The sequence below is a fragment of the Bradyrhizobium sp. GW821-FHT12B03 genome (assembly GCF_058807535.1).
This window is the reverse complement of the sequence record NZ_JBXAQU010000004.1, coordinates 216,839-235,345: the sequence shown is the minus strand read 5'-3', so window position 1 is coordinate 235,345 and position 18,507 is coordinate 216,839. Positions and strand designations below refer to the sequence as shown.

Below are 18,507 nucleotides of genomic sequence, written 5' to 3'. Positions count from 1 at the left end.
AAGAAAAAGTTATTCCAATTGTTCACGCGTGGTCCTTGGAAGGGCCCCATTTCCGGTTTGACAGCCTGCCAAGGGTTTGTTTTGTCTCCGGTTCCAGAGTTCGGGTCGTCGAATGCAGAAGCTTTTCAGGTGGGCCAGCAAATGGTGGCCAGGGCTCATCCCCCTGGCCGTCATGTGGGGATTTGCGGCCTGGAATAACACCTTGCCGGTCGAGGCGGACCTGTCCGCCCGCAGCTCGGCGGCGCTTAAGGATACCGTTCTGGACAAGACCCGGATCGCGGTGGACGGCCGCGACGTCAGCCTGGCCGCGGACGCCTTTTCCGAGGAAGGGCGCCGCGACGCCGTAATGGCGGTCGAGATCGTCCCCGGCGTGCGCCTGGTCGACGACCGGACCCGCCTCGTGGCCGAGGCAAAACCCTTCGTCTGGAACGCCGAGCGTGACGTGGTGAGGGTGACGCTGTCGGGCTCCGCGCCCCTGCCGTCGATGAAGGCCCGTCTGACCGAGGCGGCGCGCAAGGAGGTCGGCGGCGTCGAGGTGGCCGATCAGATGGGTCTGGCGCGCGGCGCGCCGCCGCGCTTCGAGGCTGCCGCGATGCTGCTGCTCGACCAGATCGGCAAGCTCAAGGACGGCAAGATCACGATCTCCGACACCAAGGTCAATCTGTCGGGCATGGCGCGCGACCTCGGCGGTCGCGAGGCGATTGCGGCTGCGCTGAAGAATTTGCCGGAAGGGTTCTCGATCGCCGCCAACGACATCAAGGCGCCGCCCTACATCTTCCAGGCCTACAAGGACCCGGTGGCCGCGACCGTGACGCTGACCGGCTATGTTCCCGACAACAATGTCCATGCGGCGATCGCAACCAGCGCCTCGCGAAAATTCTTCAACGAGAAGGTCGTCGACAATCTCAAGGCCAGCGTTGGCGCCCCCGGCGCCTTCAATCCCGCTGTGGTCGCGGCGCTCGGGGCGTTGTCGCGGCTGTCGACCGGCACGCTCGTCGTGTCCGATCGCGAGGTGAAGCTGTCGGGCGATGCGCTTTATGAGGGCGCCGCCAACGACATCCGCGCAGGCCTTGGCAAGGACTTTCCGAAAAACTGGCAGTACAAGCCGGAAATCACGGTGAAGCCTGCGGCAGGCCCGGTCGACGGCACCGTCTGCCAGCAATTGTTTTCCGAGCTTCTGACCAAGGGCAAGATCCGCTTCGCAACCAAGCGCGCCGACATCGATCCGGATTCCGCCGGCATTCTCGATCATCTCATCGAGACCGGGCTGCGCTGCCCCACCACCAATATCGAGGTCGCCGGGCACACCGATTCCGACGGCGAGGATTCCTTCAACCAGGCCCTCTCGGAGAAGCGCGCGCAGGCGGTGATCGATTATCTGGTCAAGGCCGGCCTGCCCGCCAGCCGCTTCACCGCGGTCGGCTACGGCAGCACGCAGCCTGTCGCCGGCAACGACAGCGACGACGGCAAGGCGCAGAACCGCCGCATCGAATTTCTGGTGAGGTGATGATGCCCTATCTGGTCTCGTTTCACATGGGTTGGTTGATCGGCTCGCTGCTGCTGGGCTTTTGCATGGGGTGGATCTCGGTGGTCCAGCGCGGCAACGGCACTTCGAAAGTGACCGCGCGCTGGCTTGCCGTGCTCGCCGTGGCGCTGGTCGCGGCCTCCGTGGCGCATGTGGTCCCCGGTCGCTTCGGCTACTGGCTCGACCTCGGCCTCATCATGTTCGCCTGCTACCTGGTCGGCTGCACCATCGGTGCCTGGCTGCGCGACCGGGTGGTCTCGCGCACCGCGCCGCCGGCCGCCCGGTGATGTTGCCATGCACCCTGACCATTGGGGCGCGGGGCCTGCTGCAGGGGCCTTTCGGGACATCGGAAAATCCGTGCACAACGGCCGGTTCGCCCCTCTTTCAACGGGCGGGCGCGGACCATAGATTGATTTCGGCTTAAGGCGTGACGGAACATTGTGCGGCCGAAATCATCAAAACTTCACGGCGCCTGCGCAGGATTGCCATGGAGATTCGCGTCAGCCTTGCCGCCGAAAGCGCCAAACCGTGCATCAGGAGCCTGCAACCTGCCTAAAACATTGAAGGCACGAGTTTTTGTTCGAATTGGCGAATTCCACTCCGCCCCAAAACGCGCTAGTGGAGGGGCAGGGGGCATGCGCGATGCCGGAGCCGGCGGCGAGGATTCGTTGAGTGCCTGTGCGTCGTCCGCCTGTTCGCCGGCCGTCCTGGCCGCTGAAGCGTTATTCGAGGTCTAGATGCTGGAAGCCATACGCAGGGCGATGACGTTGCTGCGCCAGAAGCAAATCCTGCATAAGCTTGGAGTTGTGATCAGCGTCGCGGTCATCGGCATCGCTTGCTATGTGCTCTACCACATGCTGCGCGGCATCGACATGAACGAGGTGATCGAGGCGATCAAGAGCACCGAGCCGAGCCAGATTGCGATGGCGGCGCTGTTCGTGGCCGCGGGCTATTTCACGCTGACCTTCTACGACCTGTTCGCCGTGCGCGCGATCGGCCACGCCCACGTGCCCTACCGCATCAACGCGCTCGCCGCCTTCACCTCCTATTCGATCGGCCACAATGTCGGCGCCAGCGTCTTCACCGGCGGCGCGGTGCGCTACCGCATCTATTCGGCCTATGGGCTGAACGCGATCGACGTCGCGAAGATCTGCTTCCTCGCCGGCCTGACCTTCTGGCTCGGCAATGCCGCGGTGCTCGGCCTCGGTATCTCCTACCATCCGGAAGCCGCGGCCTCGATCGACATGCTTCCGCCCTGGCTGAACCGGACGTTGGCGCTGATGATCATCGTGGCGCTGGTCGGCTATGTGGTCTGGGTCTGGACCCAGCCGCGTGTGGTCGGCCGCGGGCCCTGGACCGTGGTGCTGCCGGGCGGCCCGCTGACGCTGCTCCAGATCGCGATCGGCATCATCGACCTCGGCTTCTGCGCGCTCGCGATGTACGTGCTGGTTCCGGACGAGCCCAATCTGGGCTTTGTCGTGGTCGCGGTGATCTTCGTTTCGGCCACCCTGCTCGGCTTTGCCAGCCACTCGCCCGGAGGTCTCGGGGTGTTCGACGCCGCCATGCTGGTCGGCCTCTGGCAGATGGACCGCGAGGAACTCCTCGGCGGCATGCTCCTGTTCCGCGTGCTCTATTATCTGTCCCCGTTCGTCATATCTGTAATCTTGCTGACGTTTCGCGAAGTTATCATCGGTGCCCGATCGAAGCGTTTGCAGCAGGCGGCGCGCAAGCTCGACCCCGGCCCGGCGCCTGAAGCCGTCTATGTGAGAGAGCGCAGCGACAGCGGCGCCTGACGGCGCCAAGTCTCAGGACAAGGCGTCAGGCCAAGCCCTTAGGAGAAGCCCGCCCGATGGCGATCGACGCCCCTTCTTCTCCCGCCGTGCAGCCCTGGTCCGACCGGCTGCGGCACTCGACGATCATCCTGATCGCCGCGGCGCTGGCGCTGTCGGTCGTGGTCTCGCTCGGCGAATTGTCGGCGCTGCACGCCATTGCCGTGTTCGTCTGCATCGCCGCCGCGGCGCTGATCCCCTGGCGGCTGCACGATCCTGCCGCCTCGCGCGATGATGTCGGGCGCATCAACCCGGTCGAGAGCGCCGCGGTGGCCGCGGTCGTCGCCGGCATGCCGGATCCGGCGGTGCTGCTCGACCGCGCCGGCCGCGTCATCCATCTCAACGCGGCCGCCGCCCAGCTCGCGCCTGCGCTGCGCAGGAACGAGCTCGCCCAGTTCGCGCTGCGCTCGCCGGAGATCATCACCGCGCTGCGCGAGTCGATCGCGACCACCGAGCCGCGGCGCGCGACCTATCTCGACCACGTCCCGGTCGACCGCTGGATGGAACTGATCATCACGCCGGTGCCGGTGCCGACCAGCTTCGGCGGCGCCGACAAATGCATGCTGATGACCTTCCATGACCAGACGCCGCTGCGCCGGGTCGAGGAGATGCGCGCCGACTTCGTCGCCAATGCCAGCCACGAGCTGCGCACGCCGCTCGCCGCGCTGTCGGGTTTCATCGACACGCTCCAGGGCCAGGCCAAGGACGACCCCAAGGCGCGCGAGCGCTTCCTCGGCATCATGCACAACCAGGCCACCCGCATGGCGCGCCTGATCGACGATCTGCTCTCGCTGTCGCGGGTCGAGCTGTCGGCCCATGTGCGGCCCGACACCCTGGTCGATTTGCTGCCGATCATCCGTCAGGTCGCCGACGGGCTCGAGCCGCTGGCGCGCGAGCGCCAGGTCGAGGTTGAGATCCATCTGCCGGAACCGCCGGTACTGATCGCGGGCGACCGCGAGGAGCTGCTCCGCCTGTTCGAGAATCTGATCGAGAACGCGCTCAAATACGGCGCCTCGGGCGGACGCGTCATCGTGTCACTGGCCCCCAGCGCGGCCCCTGACGGAACTCAGGAAATCCGGGTCATGGTCCGGGATTTCGGTCCCGGCATCGCGCCCGAGCACCTGCCGCGGCTGACCGAGCGGTTCTACCGGGTCGACGTCGGCGACAGCCGCCTGCAGGGCGGGACCGGGCTCGGATTATCGCTGGTGAAACATATTCTTAACCGGCATCGCGGCCGGCTTTTGATCGAAAGCGTGCCCAAGCAGGGCGCCACTTTCACCGCCTGTTTTCCCCAGATCAGGCCTGCGGTGGCAGCGTAAAACTCAAGCGTTTTCAATGGCTTGAGTATGTCATCCGACTGTCACGAAACCTTCGTAAAAGCACAGCCGACCGCTCCTAAAGGGGCGGCACGGGGAGCGCGATCGGGCGCTGATGGCGCTTCGCTCCCCTGTATGGAGACCAGCATGAATTTCATCAAAACGATCGTCGCTGCCGGCTTGGTCGCCGCATCGACGACGGCGGCCTTTGCTGCCGATATCACCGGCGCCGGCGCGACGTTCCCGTTCCCGATCTATTCCAAGTGGGCTGACGCCTACAAGAAGGAGACCGGCAACGGCCTGAACTACCAGTCGATCGGTTCCGGCGGCGGCATCAAGCAGATCCAGGCCAAAACCGTGACCTTCGGCGCCAGCGATGCCCCGCTCAAGGCCGAGCAGCTCGAGAAGGACGGCCTCGTCCAGTGGCCGATGGTGATGGGCGCCATCGTTCCGGTCGTCAACATCGAGGGCGTGAAGCCGGGCGAGATGGTGTTCGACGGCGAGACGCTGGCCAGCATCTATCTCGGCAAGATCACCAAGTGGGACGATGCCGCGATCAAGAAGCTCAATCCGAACCTGAAGCTGCCCTCGGACGCGATCACCGTGGTCCGCCGCTCCGACGGTTCGGGCACCACCTTCAACTTCACCAACTATCTCTCCAAGGCCAGCGCGGACTGGAAGAGCAAGGTCGGCGAGGGCACCGCCGTCGAGTGGCCGGTCGGTGTCGGCGCCAAGGGCAACGAGGGCGTCTCCGGCAACATCGGCCAGACCAAGAACTCGATCGGCTATGTCGAGTACGCCTACGCCAAGCAGAACAAGCTGACCTACGCTGGTCTCGTCAACAAGGCCGGCAAGCCGGTGCAGCCGACCGTCGAAGCCTTCCAGGCGGCCGCCTCCAACGCCGACTGGGCCAAGGCGCCCGGCTACTACGTCATCCTGACCGACCAGCCCGGCGAGAAGTCCTGGCCGATCACGGCGGCGACCTTCATCCTCATGCACAAGGATGCCACCGACAAGGCGGCCTCGCAGGAAGCCATCAAGTTCTTCCGCTGGGCCTTCAAGAACGGCGGCAAGGCGGCCGAAGAGCTCGACTACATCCCGATGCCCGAAGGCGTCGTGACCCTGATCGAGAAGACCTGGGCTGCCGAGATCAAGAGCTAAGCGCTTCTGTCCCGGACTGGCGCCGGGATGTCACAAGACCTCCGCTCCGGATCGGCCATCGCGCCGCATCCGGGGCGCAAGACCAACAACAAGACCGACAGCAAGCGTATATAAAACGGGTACAGGGGATCGGCGTGGCAGAGATGGCCGTTCAGAGCGATGTAATCGACGACGCCGGACCGTATGATCGCGCCAAGGCCTTGAGCGCGTTCAAGCTCGGCGACGTCACCTTCTACTGGATCACGCGGCTCTCCGCGATCTCGGTGCTGCTGATCCTCGGCGGCATCATCATTTCGCTGATCGTCGGCGCCTTCCCGGCGATCAAGGAATACGGCCTCACCTTCCTGTGGACGCAGCGCTGGGCGCCGTCGGCGGATCCGCCCGTGCTCGGCGCGCTCGGACCGATGTACGGCACGCTCGTCACCTCCTTCATCGCGATGCTGATCGCCATTCCCGTGGGTCTCGGCATTGCGATCTTTCTCACCGAGCTCTGTCCGCAATGGCTGCGCCGTCCGATCGGCATGGCGATCGAGCTGCTCGCCGGCATTCCCTCGATCATCTACGGCATGTGGGGCTTCTTCGTGCTGGGGCCGTTCCTGGCCAACACGTTCCAGCCCCTCATGATCAAGATTTTCGACGGCGTTCCTGTGCTGGGCGCGATCTTCGCGGGTCCCCCGTCCTATCTGAGCCTCTTCAACGCCGCGCTGATCCTCGCCATCATGGTGCTGCCCTTCATCACCTCGATCTCGGTCGACGTGTTCAAGACGGTGCCGCCGGTGCTGAAGGAAGCCGCCTACGGCGTCGGCTGCACCACCTGGGAAGTCGTCCGCAGCGTGGTCATCCCCTACACCCGCGTCGGCGTCATCGGCGGCGTCATGCTGGCGCTGGGTCGCGCGCTCGGCGAGACCATGGCGGTGACCTTCATTATCGGCAACTCGTTCCGGATCTCCTCCTCGATCTTCGCGCCGGGCACCACGATCTCGGCGGCGATCGCATCCGAATTCGCCGAGAGCGACGGCCTGCACCAGTCCGGCCTGATTCTGCTCGGCCTCTTGCTGTTCGTGCTGACGTTCTTCGTGCTCGCGGCAGCGCGGCTGATGCTGATGCGGCTGGAAAAGAAGGCGGGGAACTAGCGCCATGAACCCGATCTATGCACGCCGTCGCCGCAAGGACTTCGTCATCCGTGGACTCTGCATGGCCGCCGCCGCCTTCGGCGTCACCTGGCTTGCGCTGATCCTGATCACGCTGCTCTACAACGGCATCGCCGGCCTGAACCTGGAGCTCTTCGTCGCGGACACGCCGCCGCCGGGCTCGACCGAAGGCGGCCTGCGCAACGCCATCGTCGGTTCGATGATCATGACCGTGCTCGGCGTCGGCATCGGCGCGCCGCTCGGCCTGTTCGCCGGCACCTATCTCGCCGAGTACGGCCGCAACGACAAGCTGACCTCGGTGATCCGCTTCATCAACGACATCCTGCTCTCGGCGCCCTCGATCATCATCGGCCTGTTCATCTACGGCGCAGTGGTGGTGCCGATGCGCGGCTTTTCGGCGATCGCAGGCTCGCTCGCACTCGCCGTCATCGTCATTCCGGTGGTGCTGCGCACCACCGAGGACATGCTGCTGCTGGTGCCGAACGCGCTGCGCGAGGCGGCCTCCGCGCTCGGCCTGCCGCGCTCGCTGGTGATCAAGCGCATCGCCTATCGTGCTGCCCGATCGGGTCTCATCACCGGCGTGCTGCTCGCGACCGCCCGCGTCGCCGGCGAGACCGCGCCGCTGCTCTTCACCGCGCTGTCGAACCAGTTCTTCAGCCTCGGCCTGAACAAGACGATGGCGAACCTGCCGGTCACCATCAACAACTTCGTCCAGAGCCCCTATGCCTATTGGAAGCAGCTCGCCTGGAGCGGCGCGCTGCTGATCACGATTACCGTGCTTGCCCTGAACATTGGCGCGCGCATCCTTGGCGCCGAGAGGACCGCAAAATGAGTGAGCTTTCCGTATCGATGAGCGCGGCTGGTGGTTTGCCGCAGGCAGCGGTATTGCCCGAGGCCCCCGCCAAGGTGACGGTGCGCAACCTCAACTTCTATTACGGCGAGCACCACGCGCTGAAGAACATCAACCTGACGCTCGGCACCAACCGCGTCACCGCGTTCATCGGCCCGTCCGGCTGCGGCAAGTCGACCCTGCTGCGCATCTTCAACCGGATGTACGACCTCTATCCGGGCCAGCGCGCCACCGGCCAGCTGATGCTCGACCAGACCAACATCCTCGACGGCAAGCTCGACCTCAACCTGCTGCGCGCCCGCGTCGGCATGGTGTTCCAGAAGCCGACGCCGTTCCCGATGACGATCTACGAGAACATCGCCTTCGGCATCCGCCTCTATGAGAAGATCTCGAAGTCCGAGATGGACGGTCGCGTCGAGAAGGCGCTGCGCGGCGGCGCGCTGTGGAACGAGGTCAAGGACAAGCTCAACGCCTCCGGCCTGTCGCTCTCCGGCGGCCAGCAGCAGCGTCTCTGCATCGCCCGTACCGTGGCGGTGCGGCCTGAAGTGATCCTGTTCGACGAGCCCTGCTCGGCGCTCGACCCGATCTCGACCGCCAAGGTCGAGGAGCTGATCCAGGAACTGTCCGAGAACTACACGATCGCGATCGTCACCCACAACATGCAGCAGGCGGCCCGCGTCTCCGACAAGACTGCCTTCATGTATCTCGGCGAGCTGATCGAGTTCGACGACACCAGCAAGATCTTCACGTCGCCGAGCGATCGGCGCACGCAGGATTACATCACCGGCCGGTTCGGCTGAGGAGACGGGACATGGGTTCTGAACATACCGCAAAGGCCTTCGACACCGACCTCCAGGAACTCACCCGGCTGGTCGCCGAGATGGGCGGGATTGCCGAGCGCATGATCGTCGATTCCGTCGACGCGCTGATCCGCCGCGACGTCCCGCTCGGCCAGCGCGTCGTCGCCACCGACACCGAGCTCGACGCGCTGCAGAAGCGCATCGAGGAGCGCGCCGTGCTCACCATCGCCCGCCGCCAGCCGATGGCGGTCGATCTGCGCGAGATCGTCGGCGCCATGCGCGTTGCGACCGATCTCGAGCGCATCGGCGACCTCGCCAAGAACATGGGCAAGCGCGTCGCGGCGCTGGAGACGGACTTCCATCCGCTCAAGCTGTTCCGCGGCCTGGAGCACATGACCGACCTCGTGCAGCAGCAGGTCAAGTCGGTGCTGGACGCCTATGCCGCGCACGATCTGCCGGCGGCGATGGCGGTGTGGAAGGGCGACGAGGAAGTCGACGCCATCTGCACCTCGCTGTTCCGCGAGCTCCTCACCTACATGATGGAGGATCCGCGCAACATCTCGTTCTGCATCCATCTGATGTTCTGCGCCAAGAACATCGAGCGGATCGGCGACCACGCCACCAACATCGCCGAGACCGTGTTCTACATGATCGAGGGCCAGGCGATCACCGACAAGCGGCCGAAGGGCGACATGACGACCTTCGCCACGACGGTCCCGAATACCTGAAGACGCAAGGAGCGACGACACCATGGGCGCACGCATTATGGTGGTTGAGGACGAGGAAGCTCTCACCGAGCTTCTCCGCTACAACCTCGAAGGCGACGGCTATGACGTCGAGACGGTGATGCGCGGCGACGACGCCGACACCCGCCTCAAGGAGCACATCCCCGATCTGATCGTGCTGGACTGGATGCTGCCGGGCCTGTCGGGCATCGAGCTGTGCCGGCGGCTGCGCACCCGGCCCGAGACCAAGCAGCTCCCGATCATCATGCTCACCGCGCGCGGCGAGGAGAGCGAGCGGGTGCGGGGTCTTGCGACCGGTGCCGACGATTACATCGTCAAGCCGTTCTCGGTGCCCGAGCTGCTGGCGCGCGTGAAGGGCCTCTTGCGGCGCGCAAGCCCGGAGCGGCTCGCCACGGTGCTCGCCTATGGCGACATCGAGCTCGACCGCGACAAGCGTCGCGTCGCGCGCTCCGGCCGGCCGATCGATCTCGGCCCGACCGAATATCGCCTGCTGGAGTTCTTCCTGGAGCATCCCGGCCGCGTGTTCTCGCGCGAGCAGCTGCTCGACAGCGTCTGGGGCCGCGACATCTATATCGACGAGCGCACCGTCGACGTTCACATCGGCCGTCTGCGCAAGCTGCTCAATCTCGGCCGCGAGCAGGACCCGATCCGCACGGTGCGCGGCGCGGGTTACGCGCTGGACGACCGTTTCGCGAAGGCGGAGCAGACGTAAGGTTTGCGAGTTGATTTAGCGGGCCGCAACCGCACTCTCCATGTCGTCCCGGCGAAGGCCGGGACCCATACCCACCGAACGTGGTTTGGCGAAGACGCGGAGTTGGCCTTTTGCTCAGCCATTGAACTCGGTGTTTATGGGTCCCGGCCTTCGCCGGGACGACATCGAGTTTGCAGGGCCGCCATTGCGGGACGGCCGTCACTTGATCTCAGCTCAAACTCACCGCGAGGGCTTCGCCGGCGCCCGCCGGCGGTCCGCCGCCGGTTGATACGCCACGCGCGAGTGCTGGGCGCAGTAGGGCAGGCCTGAGAGCGCCTTGCCGCCGCAGAAGAAGAAGTCCGGGCTCGAGGGATCGCCGACCGGCCAGTGGCAGGTCGCCTCGTTCAATTCCAGCAGCGACAGCCGCTGGCTCATCGGCACCACGTTGTCGTAGGTGACCGGTTCGGCCTCCACCTCGACCTCGAAGGCCTGCGCCAGCGCGGTGTTGCCGCGTGCGATCGGGCGGCTCACCCGCATCATGTGCTGTGCGGGACGCGCCTTGCGCGGCCGGGGAGCCGCCGATGAGGGGCTCTTGGCGCGGCCGGACAGGCCGAGCCTGTGCACCTTTCCGATCACGGCGTTGCGGGTCACATTGCCGAGCTCTGCTGCGATCTGGCTGGCCGATAATCCGGCCTCCCAGAGCTTTTTCAACTGCTCGACGCGATCGTCGGACCAGGTCAAAACCGTCATTGCACCCTTTCCCTCGCCGTGCGGCTGCCATCCTGGCGCCTCGCGGCGAATGCCTAAGCCTCGAAAAACCCGTGCCGTCAGAATCCCTTAAGGCTCGCCGGGCGCGCCGATAACGCCCGAACGTCTACGCCGGTACATGAGGACTTAGAGGATCAGAACCGCTGCACGAGATGTCGTATCTGACAAGCCAAACGCTACAATATGGCGTGACTCACGCGCAAGAGTCCGCCGACTCGCTTCCACATGTTCCGTGGCCAAAACCCCGCAAATTCGGCACCGCAAGACTACGGATTCAGCGTTTCGCGAGGCTTTCGGGCGGCATTGACACCCGTTCTACCCGGCATAAGATAGTGACGCGTGCCGCCCTTAAAAGGCGGCACGTTTCGTTTTCCGGGCCGGTCAGGGTGCGTTGCGCAATGCACGCTCATGCCGTCCGCAACATCAAGTGACCGTCATGACGAACAGCGCAGCGCCGCATTTGCTCCCCGTTTTCGCCAGGGCCGACCTCGGTTTCGAGCGCGGCGAGGGGTGCTGGCTGATTGCAACCAATGGCGATCGTTATCTCGATTTCACCTCGGGCGTGGCGGTGAACGCGCTCGGCCATGCCCATCCCGTGCTGGTCAAGGCCCTGCAGGAGCAGGCGACCAAGCTCTGGCACATGTCGAACCTGTTCCAGAGTCCGGACGGCGAAAAGCTCGCCGTGCGCCTGTGCAACGAGAGCTTTGCGGACTTCGTGTTCTTCTGCAATTCCGGCGCCGAAGCGCTGGAGGGTGTGATCAAGCTGGTCCGCCATCATCACTTCTCGAAGGGGCATCCGGAACGCTACCGCATCATCACCTTCGAAGGCGCCTTCCACGGTCGTACGCTGGCGACGCTGGCCGCGACGGGATCTGCAAAATATCTCGAAGGTTTCGGCCCGCCGATGGACGGTTTCGACCAGGTCCCGCATGGCGACCTCGAGGCCGTGAAGAAGGCGATCGGCCCGCAGACCGCGGGCATCCTGATCGAGCCGATCCAGGGTGAGGGCGGCGTGCGTTCGGCAACGCCCGCCTTCCTCAGGGCGTTGCGCCAGCTCTGCGACGAGAAGGGCCTGCTGCTCGCGTTCGACGAGGTGCAGACCGGCATGGGCCGCACTGGCGATCTGTTCGCGCATCGCCGCACCGGCGTCACACCTGACGTGATGTCGCTGGCCAAGGCGCTCGGCGGCGGCTTCCCGATCGGCGCGATACTGGCGACCGCGGATGCGGCTTCCGGCATGGGCCCCGGCTCGCACGGCTCGACCTTCGGCGGCAATCCGCTCGCGATCTCCGCGGCCAATGCTGTGCTCGACGTCATGCTCAAGCCCGGCTTCTTCGATCACGTCCAGAAGATGTCGCTGCTCCTCAAGCAGAAGCTCGCCTCCGTGATCGACCGTCACCCCGACGTTGTCAGCGAGGTGCGCGGCGAGGGCCTCCTGATCGGCATCAAGGCCGTCGTACCATCAGGCGATCTCGTCGCGGCACTGCGCGACCAGAAACTGCTCACGGTCGGCGCCGGCGACAACGTCGTGCGTTTCCTGCCACCTTTGATCGTCACCGAAGCCGAGATCGAGGACAGCGTCGGGCGGTTAGAGCGTGCCTGCGCCGCGATTTCGTCCAGTCAGACCAAGCGGGCGGCAAGCTGATGAGCAAGTCGCCCAATAAAGCACCGAAGCACTTCCTCGACATCAACGAGCTCCCGCTGTCGGAGCTCAAGAGCATGCTCGACGCCTCCACCGCCATGAAGGCGAAGCAGAAGGCGCATCAGCCGGTCAGGCCGCTCGAAGGCAAGACGCTGGCGATGATCTTCGAGCGCCCCTCGACGCGCACCCGCGTCTCGTTCGACGTCGCCATGCGCCAGCTCGGCGGCGAGCCGATCATGCTCACCGGCGCCGAGATGCAGCTCGGTCGCGGCGAGACCATCGCCGACACCGCGCGCGTGCTGTCGCGCTATGTCGATGCCATCATGATCCGCATTCTCAATCACGATGCGCTGCTCGAGCTTGCCGCCAACGCGACCGTGCCGGTCATCAACGGCCTGACGCGGCGCTCGCATCCCTGCCAGGTGATGGCCGACCTCATGACCTATCAGGAGCATCGCGGCCCGATCGAGGGCCGGACGGTGGCCTGGACCGGCGACGACAACAACGTTCTCGCCTCCTGGGCGCACGCCGCCGAGCGCTTCAAGTTCCAGCTCAATGTCGCGACTCCTCCGGAGCTCGCGCCGAAAAAGGCGATGCGCGATTTCATCAAGACGACCGGCGCGCCGATCGTGCTCGGCACCGATCCCGAGGCCGCCGTGAAGGGCGCCGACTGCGTCGTCACCGACACCTGGGTGTCGATGGGCGATAAGGAGGGTGAGCACCGCCACAACGTGCTCAAGCCCTACCAGGTCAATGCCAAGCTGATGTCGCTGGCCAAGCCCGACGCGTTGTTCATGCACTGCCTGCCGGCGCATCGCGGCGAGGAAGTCACCGACGAGGTGATCGACGGCCCGCAATCGGTGGTGTTCGACGAGGCCGAAAACCGCCTGCACGCGCAGAAGGGCATTCTGGCCTGGTGTTTCGACGCGGTGAAGTGACGTCAGTGTCGTCCCGGCGAAGGCCGGGACCCATACTGCGTGATCTATCGATGGTACGCGATATCAGTACCAGCGAAAGACTGACGACCAGTCTTCGTCAAATGTTGTTTTGTGGCTATGGGTCCCGGCCTTCGCCGGGACGACACCGAATTTGCGGCATCGTTCTGCGATCATAGATGCTCACAGAATGCCCCCTTCCATTTTCCACCCACCGACCCCAGATAGACGGCCATGGTTTCCCAATCCCCTGACATGAAAACCGGGCCCGAAGGCCCGGTTCGCGCACCATCCGCGGTTCCGATCGATGACGCCGTGCTGCCCTACGAGGTCGACGCGCTCGACGTGCGCGGCCGCCTGGTGCGGCTCGGGCCCGCGCTCGACGAGATCCTGACCAAGCACGATTATCCTGCGCCTGTGGGCAAGCTGCTCGGCGAGGCCATCGTGCTGACGACGCTGCTCGGATCGGCGCTGAAATTCGAGGGCCGCTTCATCCTCCAGGCCCAGACCGACGGTCCGGTGTCGTTCCTGGTGGTGGACTATCAGGCGCCCGATCGCCTGCGCGCCTATGCGCGCTTCGATGCCGAGCGCCTCGGTGATGCCCAAAAATCTGGCATGGACTCCGGCACGCTGCTCGGCCACGGCCATCTCGCCATGACCATCGACCAGGGCCCCGACATGAGCCGCTACCAGGGCCTGGTCGCGCTCGACGGTGGCAGCCTGGAAGATGCCGCCCACGAATATTTCCTGCGCTCCGAGCAGATCCCGACCAAGGTGCGCCTCGCGGTCGGCGAGGAGTGGCGCTCGAACGACGGCGGGAAGCATCGCTGGCGCGCCGGCGGCATGCTGATGCAATTCCTGCCGAAGGCGCCGGAGCGCGCGCGGCAGGCCGATCTGCATCCCGGCGATGCGCCCGAAGGCATCGAGGTGCACGCTGTCGCCGAAGACGACGCCTGGGTCGAGGCGCGCTCGCTGATCGAGACCGTCGAGGACGTCGAACTGATCGACCCCGAGCTGTCCGGCGAGCGGCTGCTCTACCGTCTCTTCCACGAACGCGGCGTGCGCGTGTTCAATCCGCTGTCGTTGAAAGCGCAATGCTCCTGCTCGCGCGACGCTGTCGCGTCCATGCTCAAGAGCTTCTCGCCTGATGACCGTGCCGCGATGGTCAAGGACGACAAGGTCGTCGTCACCTGCGAGTTCTGCTCGTCGGTGTACCATTTCACGCCGCACGAGGCGGGCGTCGAGGACGCGTAATTCGCAGAGGCTTGGCGAGCTCTCGTAGGGTGGGCAAAGCGACTTGTCCGCCATAGCTCGAAGAGCGACGGCGGAAGCGTGCCCACGATCTCTCTCGGTTCACATAGTCAGATCGTGGGCACGGCGCTTTGCGCCTTTGCCCACCCTACGGGACCGTGCCTGTGTCGCCCTCTGTCAATCCCATCGCACAAAAAGATTCCACTTTACCGAAATTCGGAAATGTCGTATGTGTCGCTCATCCCGGCTCATCCTTGAGGGGCGATCGTACGTCGTCACGATATGCGAGCCGGGTTGCGGTGGACGCGGCAGCGTCGTGCGCGAGAGGTCAAGGGCAGGGCGGGTAGTCCCTGTGAGCCCGTGGCCACGTGCGGACGAGCGACGCTGAACGCGTACGGCAAAACCGTGTGGTCCTGGCCGTCGTTGCTACGGTCATGCCTGTCGCGGAGATGTGCGCGAGCCCAACCGGGCGGACGGCATCGTCAATCCGCGGGGCGAGGGAGGCCAGAAGGAAAGTTCGGCTCCCGGGAGAGCACGGCATAAGCCGTCCGACCATCGCGCAGGGAAGGCCGAGTGATTGGCACCACCTGTATGCTGCTGTGCGGTTCTTTTGCGCTACATTTTCGCGCAGCGGACCGCGGGTGCGAGGTCAGCACCCGGCCTTCCCTGCGCCCTCTTGGCTTAAAGAGGGTGGAGTGACCAGGCAAAGCTCGGGCGAAATCAGCCGCGAGGATGCGAAGGCGTGTCTGCAACCATACACTCGCTGTCATCGCCCGGCTTGACCGGGCGATCCAGTATTCCGAAGCGCCTATGATTCATCGAGAAGCCGCAGCGTACTGGATTCCCCGCCTTCGCGGGGAATGACAATGGTGTTTGGAGAACGATGCCGTCGCCTCATATTCCGTCATTGCGAGCGCAGCGAAGCAATCCAGAGTCTTTCCGCGGAGGGATTCTGGATTGCTTCGCTGCGCTCGCAATGACGGTGTTGAAGCAGCGAACTCCCATCTCCCACCGTCACCCCCGCGCAACGGCGAAGCCGTTGTCGCTGGAGGTGCTCGCCTCTTCGGCGAGCCTCGAAGGGCGACGGCCCCGCTGCACCTCGGCGTTCATCCTTCGAGGCTCGCCATGGGACGCATTGCGTCCCATACCTCGCACCTCAGGATGACGGGATCAGCGGAGCGCGTTGCACGCAATCGGATAGATCGAGGCGCGGAGCCTCCCGCCCTAATTCAACACCCGCTTGTTATCCGGGCTGTCCAGCGAGAACGTCGGCACGTCGATCTCGAAGCGTTCGCCGCTTTCGCTGACCATCTGGTAGCGGCCGGTCATGAAGCCGGAGGCGGTCGAGAGCGGCACGCCGGAGGTGTATTCGAAGCGCTCGCCGGGGGCCAGCGTCGGCTGCTCGCCGACCACGCCCTCGCCCCTGACCTCCTGCTGGCGGCCGGTGGCGTCGGTGATGATCCAGTGCCGCGTCTTGAGCTGCACGGTCTCCTCGCCGGAATTGGTGATGACGATGGTGTAGGACCAGAAATAGCGGGAGCGGTCGGCCGACGACTGTTCCGGAACAAAGTTCGGCTCGACGGTCACTTCGATCTGGCGGGTCACGGCGCGGTACATGGTTGCCATCATAACGAAAACCCGGCCGGGAACCAAACGCCGCAGGCGGCTTTCGCGACATCGTCCCGCCAGAATTCGCGAAGAAGTACACCTCGATGTGATCCGGTCGCTTTGCGAGACGACGGCCGGACCGGTACACTCCTTCAACGTCGCGATTTGTGTGAGGGTTTTCAGCCCCCGATGACCATTGCCGACCAAGTGACGGGATCGACGATCGCGGGGGGCGCCGGGGCCAAGCCCGTGGAGGCAAGGCCGCGTGCGGCCACGTCGGCCATCTCGCTGCCGGCGATCGGCGAGCGCGAGCTCCGGCTCGACCTGTTCCGCGGCCTCGCGCTGTGGCTGATCTTCATCGACCATCTGCCGACGAGCCTGCTGACCTGGTTCACGATCCGCAATTACGGCTTCAGCGACGCCACCGAGATCTTCATCTTCATCTCCGGTTATACCGCCGCCTTCGTCTACGGCCGCGCGATGCTGGAGTCCGGCGTCGTCATCGCCACCGCGCGCATCCTGCGGCGCGTCTGGCAGATCTATGTCGCCCACGTCTTCCTGTTCACGATCTTCCTCGCCGAGATCTCCTACGTCGCGACCAGCTTCGAGAACCCGCTCTACACCGAAGAGATGGGCATTATGGATTTCCTCAAGCAGCCCGACGTCACCATCGTGCAGGCGCTGCTGCTCCGCTTCCGTCCCGTCAACATGGACGTGCTGCCGCTCTACATCGTGCTGATGCTGGCGCTGCCTTTGATCCTGTGGTCGATGAAGTGGAAGCCCGATGTCACCCTCGGCCTTTCGGTCGTGCTCTACGCGGTGACCTGGGAATACGACCTCTACTTCTCCGCCTATCCGAACGGCTTCTGGGCATTCAATCCTCTGGCCTGGCAATTGCTTTTCGTCTTCGGTGCATGGTGTGCGCTCGGAGGTGCGCGGCGCATGTCGCGTATTCTGGCTTCACCGGTGACGATGTGGATTTCGATCGCCTATATCGCGGCGGCGTTCTACGTGACGCTGACCTGGTACGTGCCGCAGCTGTCGCACCTGATGCCGAAGCGGCTCGAGCAATGGATGTATCCGATCGACAAGACCGACCTCGACGTGCTGCGCTTCACGCATTTCCTGGCGCTGGCCGCGCTCACCGTGCGCTTTCTGCCGCGCGACTGGCCGGGCCTGAAATCGCCCTGGCTGCGGCCATTGATCCTGTGCGGCTCCCATTCCCTGGAGATCTTCTGCCTCGGCGTCTTCCTCGCCTTCGCCGGCCATTTCATCCTGGCCGAAGTCTCCGGCGGCGCCGTCATGCATGCGGTGATTAGTCTCTCCGGAATCCTGATCATGTGGGGCGTTGCCTGGGTGATTTCGTGGTACAAGCGCGTGGCTGACAAGAGCGGTGCGAAAACCAAGAACGCCGTCGGCAACGCCGATCTGGCGGGAGGGGGCTGATGAAGGCGAAGGTTCTCCTGAGCCTGATCCTGCTATGCGGTAACCTCGCCGCGCCGTCGGCGCGCGCGGGCGATGCTGCGCCTGCCGCCCCGGCCGCGCCTCCGGCCTGCGAATTGCCGCCCTATCTGCTCAGCAGCGAAAGCCAGCTTCCCAAGGTCGCCGATGCCATCAAGGCAGGCAAGCCGCTCGAAATCCTGGTCATCGGCAGCCGCTCGACCACGATTCCGGCCTCCGAGGACGCTTCCTATCCGGCACGCATGCAGGCCATCCTGAAGGACAAGCTGCCGCCGTCGGAGGCCGTGCACGTCTCCGTAGAAATACAGAGCAAGAAGACGGCCGAGGAGGCGGCCACCACCTTCGTTAAGCTGATGGAAGCAAAAAGGCCTACTTTGGTCATCTGGCAGACCGGGACCGTGGATGCTATCCGAGCCATCGATCCCGACGATTTTCGCGGCGCGGTGACCGAAGGGGTTTCCGCATTGCAAAATGCAGGGGCTGACGTCGTGTTGATGAACTTGCAGTACAGCCCGCGTACCGAAACAATGATCTCGGTGCCGCCCTATCTCGACAATATGCGGGTGGTGGCACAGGAGCATGACATCCCGCTGTTCGATCGTTTCGCGATCATGCGGCAGTGGAATGATCAGGGTCAGTTCGACCTGTTCAGCCCGTCCCGCGGGCCCGAGCTGGCGAAGCAAGTCCACGATTGCCTTGGCCGGGCGTTGGCACAGTTTGTGATTGACGCAGCCCATCTGGGGCCGGCCCAGCAGCAAAATTGAGGTCTAGCG

17 protein-coding genes are annotated in these 18,507 nt (G+C 64.7%); 15 read left to right on the top strand and 2 right to left on the bottom strand.

Going from position 1 to position 18,507, the window contains the following annotated elements:
• Window positions 1-112 precede the first annotated feature (112 nt).
• The 10 genes from AC1RUR_RS10695 to phoB all read left to right on the top strand — a co-directional run bounded on the left by AC1RUR_RS10695 (window position 113) and on the right by phoB (window position 10,090).
• Window positions 113-1,507 carry an OmpA family protein gene (locus tag AC1RUR_RS10695; RefSeq protein ID WP_492843571.1) on the top strand — a complete coding sequence of 465 codons (1,395 nt, stop codon included), beginning with the start codon at window positions 113-115 and terminating at the stop codon, window positions 1,505-1,507.
• 2 nt (window positions 1,508-1,509) lie between these two features.
• Complete coding sequence (locus tag AC1RUR_RS10690; RefSeq protein ID WP_492843902.1) at window positions 1,510-1,812, top strand: hypothetical protein; 303 nt, start codon at window positions 1,510-1,512, stop codon at window positions 1,810-1,812.
• A 450-nt stretch (window positions 1,813-2,262) separates the two neighbouring features.
• Window positions 2,263-3,318: a lysylphosphatidylglycerol synthase domain-containing protein gene (locus AC1RUR_RS10685; RefSeq protein WP_492843569.1), complete on the top strand. Its 1,056-nt coding sequence runs from the start codon at window positions 2,263-2,265 to the stop codon at window positions 3,316-3,318.
• Window positions 3,319-3,374: 56 nt separating this feature from the next.
• Window positions 3,375-4,673, top strand: coding sequence for an ATP-binding protein (locus AC1RUR_RS10680; protein WP_492843567.1), 1,299 nt, complete (start codon window positions 3,375-3,377; stop codon window positions 4,671-4,673).
• Between the two features lie 144 nt (window positions 4,674-4,817).
• Window positions 4,818-5,831 (top strand): phosphate ABC transporter substrate-binding protein PstS, encoded by a 1,014-nt coding sequence (pstS, locus tag AC1RUR_RS10675; protein WP_492843565.1) that lies wholly within the window; start codon window positions 4,818-4,820, stop codon window positions 5,829-5,831.
• Window positions 5,832-5,974: 143 nt separating this feature from the next.
• Window positions 5,975-6,964 (top strand): phosphate ABC transporter permease subunit PstC, encoded by a 990-nt coding sequence (pstC, locus tag AC1RUR_RS10670; RefSeq protein WP_492843900.1) that lies wholly within the window; start codon window positions 5,975-5,977, stop codon window positions 6,962-6,964.
• Window positions 6,965-6,968: 4 nt separating this feature from the next.
• Window positions 6,969-7,814 (top strand): phosphate ABC transporter permease PstA, encoded by an 846-nt coding sequence (gene pstA / locus AC1RUR_RS10665; RefSeq protein ID WP_492843563.1) that lies wholly within the window; start codon window positions 6,969-6,971, stop codon window positions 7,812-7,814.
• Window positions 7,811-8,632, top strand: a complete 822-nt coding sequence (gene pstB / locus AC1RUR_RS10660) for a phosphate ABC transporter ATP-binding protein PstB (protein ID WP_492843561.1) — start codon at window positions 7,811-7,813, stop codon at window positions 8,630-8,632. Before pstA ends, pstB begins: the two co-directional genes overlap by 4 nt.
• Before the next feature lie 11 nt (window positions 8,633-8,643).
• Entirely contained in the window at window positions 8,644-9,360 is a 717-nt protein-coding gene (gene phoU / locus AC1RUR_RS10655) for a phosphate signaling complex protein PhoU (RefSeq protein WP_492843559.1), read from the top strand.
• Window positions 9,361-9,382: 22 nt separating this feature from the next.
• Complete coding sequence (gene phoB, locus AC1RUR_RS10650) at window positions 9,383-10,090, top strand: phosphate regulon transcriptional regulator PhoB (protein WP_008143479.1); 708 nt, start codon at window positions 9,383-9,385, stop codon at window positions 10,088-10,090.
• A 219-nt stretch (window positions 10,091-10,309) separates the two neighbouring features.
• Here phoB and AC1RUR_RS10645 read toward each other — a convergent pair whose 3' ends face one another.
• Complete coding sequence (locus AC1RUR_RS10645) at window positions 10,310-10,819, bottom strand: GcrA family cell cycle regulator (protein WP_008143480.1); 510 nt, start codon at window positions 10,817-10,819, stop codon at window positions 10,310-10,312.
• A gap of 454 nt (window positions 10,820-11,273) precedes the next feature.
• Between AC1RUR_RS10645 and AC1RUR_RS10640 the strand changes: the two genes are divergently transcribed.
• The 3 genes from AC1RUR_RS10640 to AC1RUR_RS10630 all read left to right on the top strand — a co-directional run bounded on the left by AC1RUR_RS10640 (window position 11,274) and on the right by AC1RUR_RS10630 (window position 14,668).
• Window positions 11,274-12,482: an aspartate aminotransferase family protein gene (locus AC1RUR_RS10640; protein WP_492843557.1), complete on the top strand. Its 1,209-nt coding sequence runs from the start codon at window positions 11,274-11,276 to the stop codon at window positions 12,480-12,482.
• Window positions 12,482-13,417 carry an ornithine carbamoyltransferase gene (gene argF / locus AC1RUR_RS10635; RefSeq protein ID WP_492843555.1) on the top strand — a complete coding sequence of 312 codons (936 nt, stop codon included), beginning with the start codon at window positions 12,482-12,484 and terminating at the stop codon, window positions 13,415-13,417. Before AC1RUR_RS10640 ends, argF begins: the two co-directional genes overlap by 1 nt.
• Before the next feature lie 231 nt (window positions 13,418-13,648).
• The gene (locus AC1RUR_RS10630) at window positions 13,649-14,668 is read left to right on the top strand and encodes an Hsp33 family molecular chaperone (protein ID WP_492843553.1); all 1,020 of its coding nucleotides are present in this window, start codon (window positions 13,649-13,651) and stop codon (window positions 14,666-14,668) included.
• Window positions 14,669-15,889: 1,221 nt separating this feature from the next.
• On the opposite strand, the gene apaG is transcribed toward AC1RUR_RS10630, so the two are convergent.
• The gene (apaG, locus tag AC1RUR_RS10625; protein ID WP_492843551.1) at window positions 15,890-16,282 is read right to left on the bottom strand and encodes a Co2+/Mg2+ efflux protein ApaG; all 393 of its coding nucleotides are present in this window, start codon (window positions 16,280-16,282) and stop codon (window positions 15,890-15,892) included.
• A gap of 180 nt (window positions 16,283-16,462) precedes the next feature.
• On the opposite strand from apaG, the gene AC1RUR_RS10620 reads away from it, so the two are divergent.
• Together AC1RUR_RS10620 and AC1RUR_RS10615 are read left to right on the top strand one after the other, a co-directional pair.
• A complete protein-coding gene (locus AC1RUR_RS10620; protein WP_492843549.1) occupies window positions 16,463-17,719 on the top strand; it encodes an OpgC domain-containing protein in 1,257 nt (418 codons plus the stop codon).
• On the top strand, window positions 17,719-18,498 hold the full coding sequence (locus AC1RUR_RS10615) for an SGNH/GDSL hydrolase family protein (RefSeq protein ID WP_492843547.1): 780 nt from the start codon (window positions 17,719-17,721) through the stop codon (window positions 18,496-18,498). The genes AC1RUR_RS10620 and AC1RUR_RS10615 overlap by 1 nt, the downstream gene beginning before the upstream one ends.
• The last annotated feature ends 9 nt before the right edge of the window (window positions 18,499-18,507 follow it).

What these genes read in the sequence shown, in the direction of transcription:
- phoB (WP_008143479.1), top strand. Translation starts at nt 9,383, where the DNA reads ATGGGCGCACGCATTATGGTGGTTGAGGACGAGGAAGCTCTCACCGAG.
- AC1RUR_RS10630 (WP_492843553.1), top strand. Translation starts at nt 13,649, where the DNA reads ATGGTTTCCCAATCCCCTGACATGAAAACCGGGCCCGAAGGCCCGGTT.
- pstB (WP_492843561.1), top strand. Translation starts at nt 7,811, where the DNA reads ATGAGTGAGCTTTCCGTATCGATGAGCGCGGCTGGTGGTTTGCCGCAG.
- phoU (WP_492843559.1), top strand. Translation starts at nt 8,644, where the DNA reads ATGGGTTCTGAACATACCGCAAAGGCCTTCGACACCGACCTCCAGGAA.
- AC1RUR_RS10640 (WP_492843557.1), top strand. Translation starts at nt 11,274, where the DNA reads ATGACGAACAGCGCAGCGCCGCATTTGCTCCCCGTTTTCGCCAGGGCC.
- AC1RUR_RS10620 (WP_492843549.1), top strand. Translation starts at nt 16,463, where the DNA reads ATGACCATTGCCGACCAAGTGACGGGATCGACGATCGCGGGGGGCGCC.
- pstS (WP_492843565.1), top strand. Translation starts at nt 4,818, where the DNA reads ATGAATTTCATCAAAACGATCGTCGCTGCCGGCTTGGTCGCCGCATCG.
- pstC (WP_492843900.1), top strand. Translation starts at nt 5,975, where the DNA reads ATGGCCGTTCAGAGCGATGTAATCGACGACGCCGGACCGTATGATCGC.
- pstA (WP_492843563.1), top strand. Translation starts at nt 6,969, where the DNA reads ATGAACCCGATCTATGCACGCCGTCGCCGCAAGGACTTCGTCATCCGT.
- apaG (WP_492843551.1), bottom strand. Translation starts at nt 16,282, where the DNA reads ATGTACCGCGCCGTGACCCGCCAGATCGAAGTGACCGTCGAGCCGAAC.
- AC1RUR_RS10615 (WP_492843547.1), top strand. Translation starts at nt 17,719, where the DNA reads ATGAAGGCGAAGGTTCTCCTGAGCCTGATCCTGCTATGCGGTAACCTC.
- AC1RUR_RS10645 (WP_008143480.1), bottom strand. Translation starts at nt 10,819, where the DNA reads ATGACGGTTTTGACCTGGTCCGACGATCGCGTCGAGCAGTTGAAAAAG.
- AC1RUR_RS10685 (WP_492843569.1), top strand. Translation starts at nt 2,263, where the DNA reads ATGCTGGAAGCCATACGCAGGGCGATGACGTTGCTGCGCCAGAAGCAA.
- AC1RUR_RS10695 (WP_492843571.1), top strand. Translation starts at nt 113, where the DNA reads ATGCAGAAGCTTTTCAGGTGGGCCAGCAAATGGTGGCCAGGGCTCATC.
- argF (WP_492843555.1), top strand. Translation starts at nt 12,482, where the DNA reads ATGAGCAAGTCGCCCAATAAAGCACCGAAGCACTTCCTCGACATCAAC.
- AC1RUR_RS10690 (WP_492843902.1), top strand. Translation starts at nt 1,510, where the DNA reads ATGCCCTATCTGGTCTCGTTTCACATGGGTTGGTTGATCGGCTCGCTG.
- AC1RUR_RS10680 (WP_492843567.1), top strand. Translation starts at nt 3,375, where the DNA reads ATGGCGATCGACGCCCCTTCTTCTCCCGCCGTGCAGCCCTGGTCCGAC.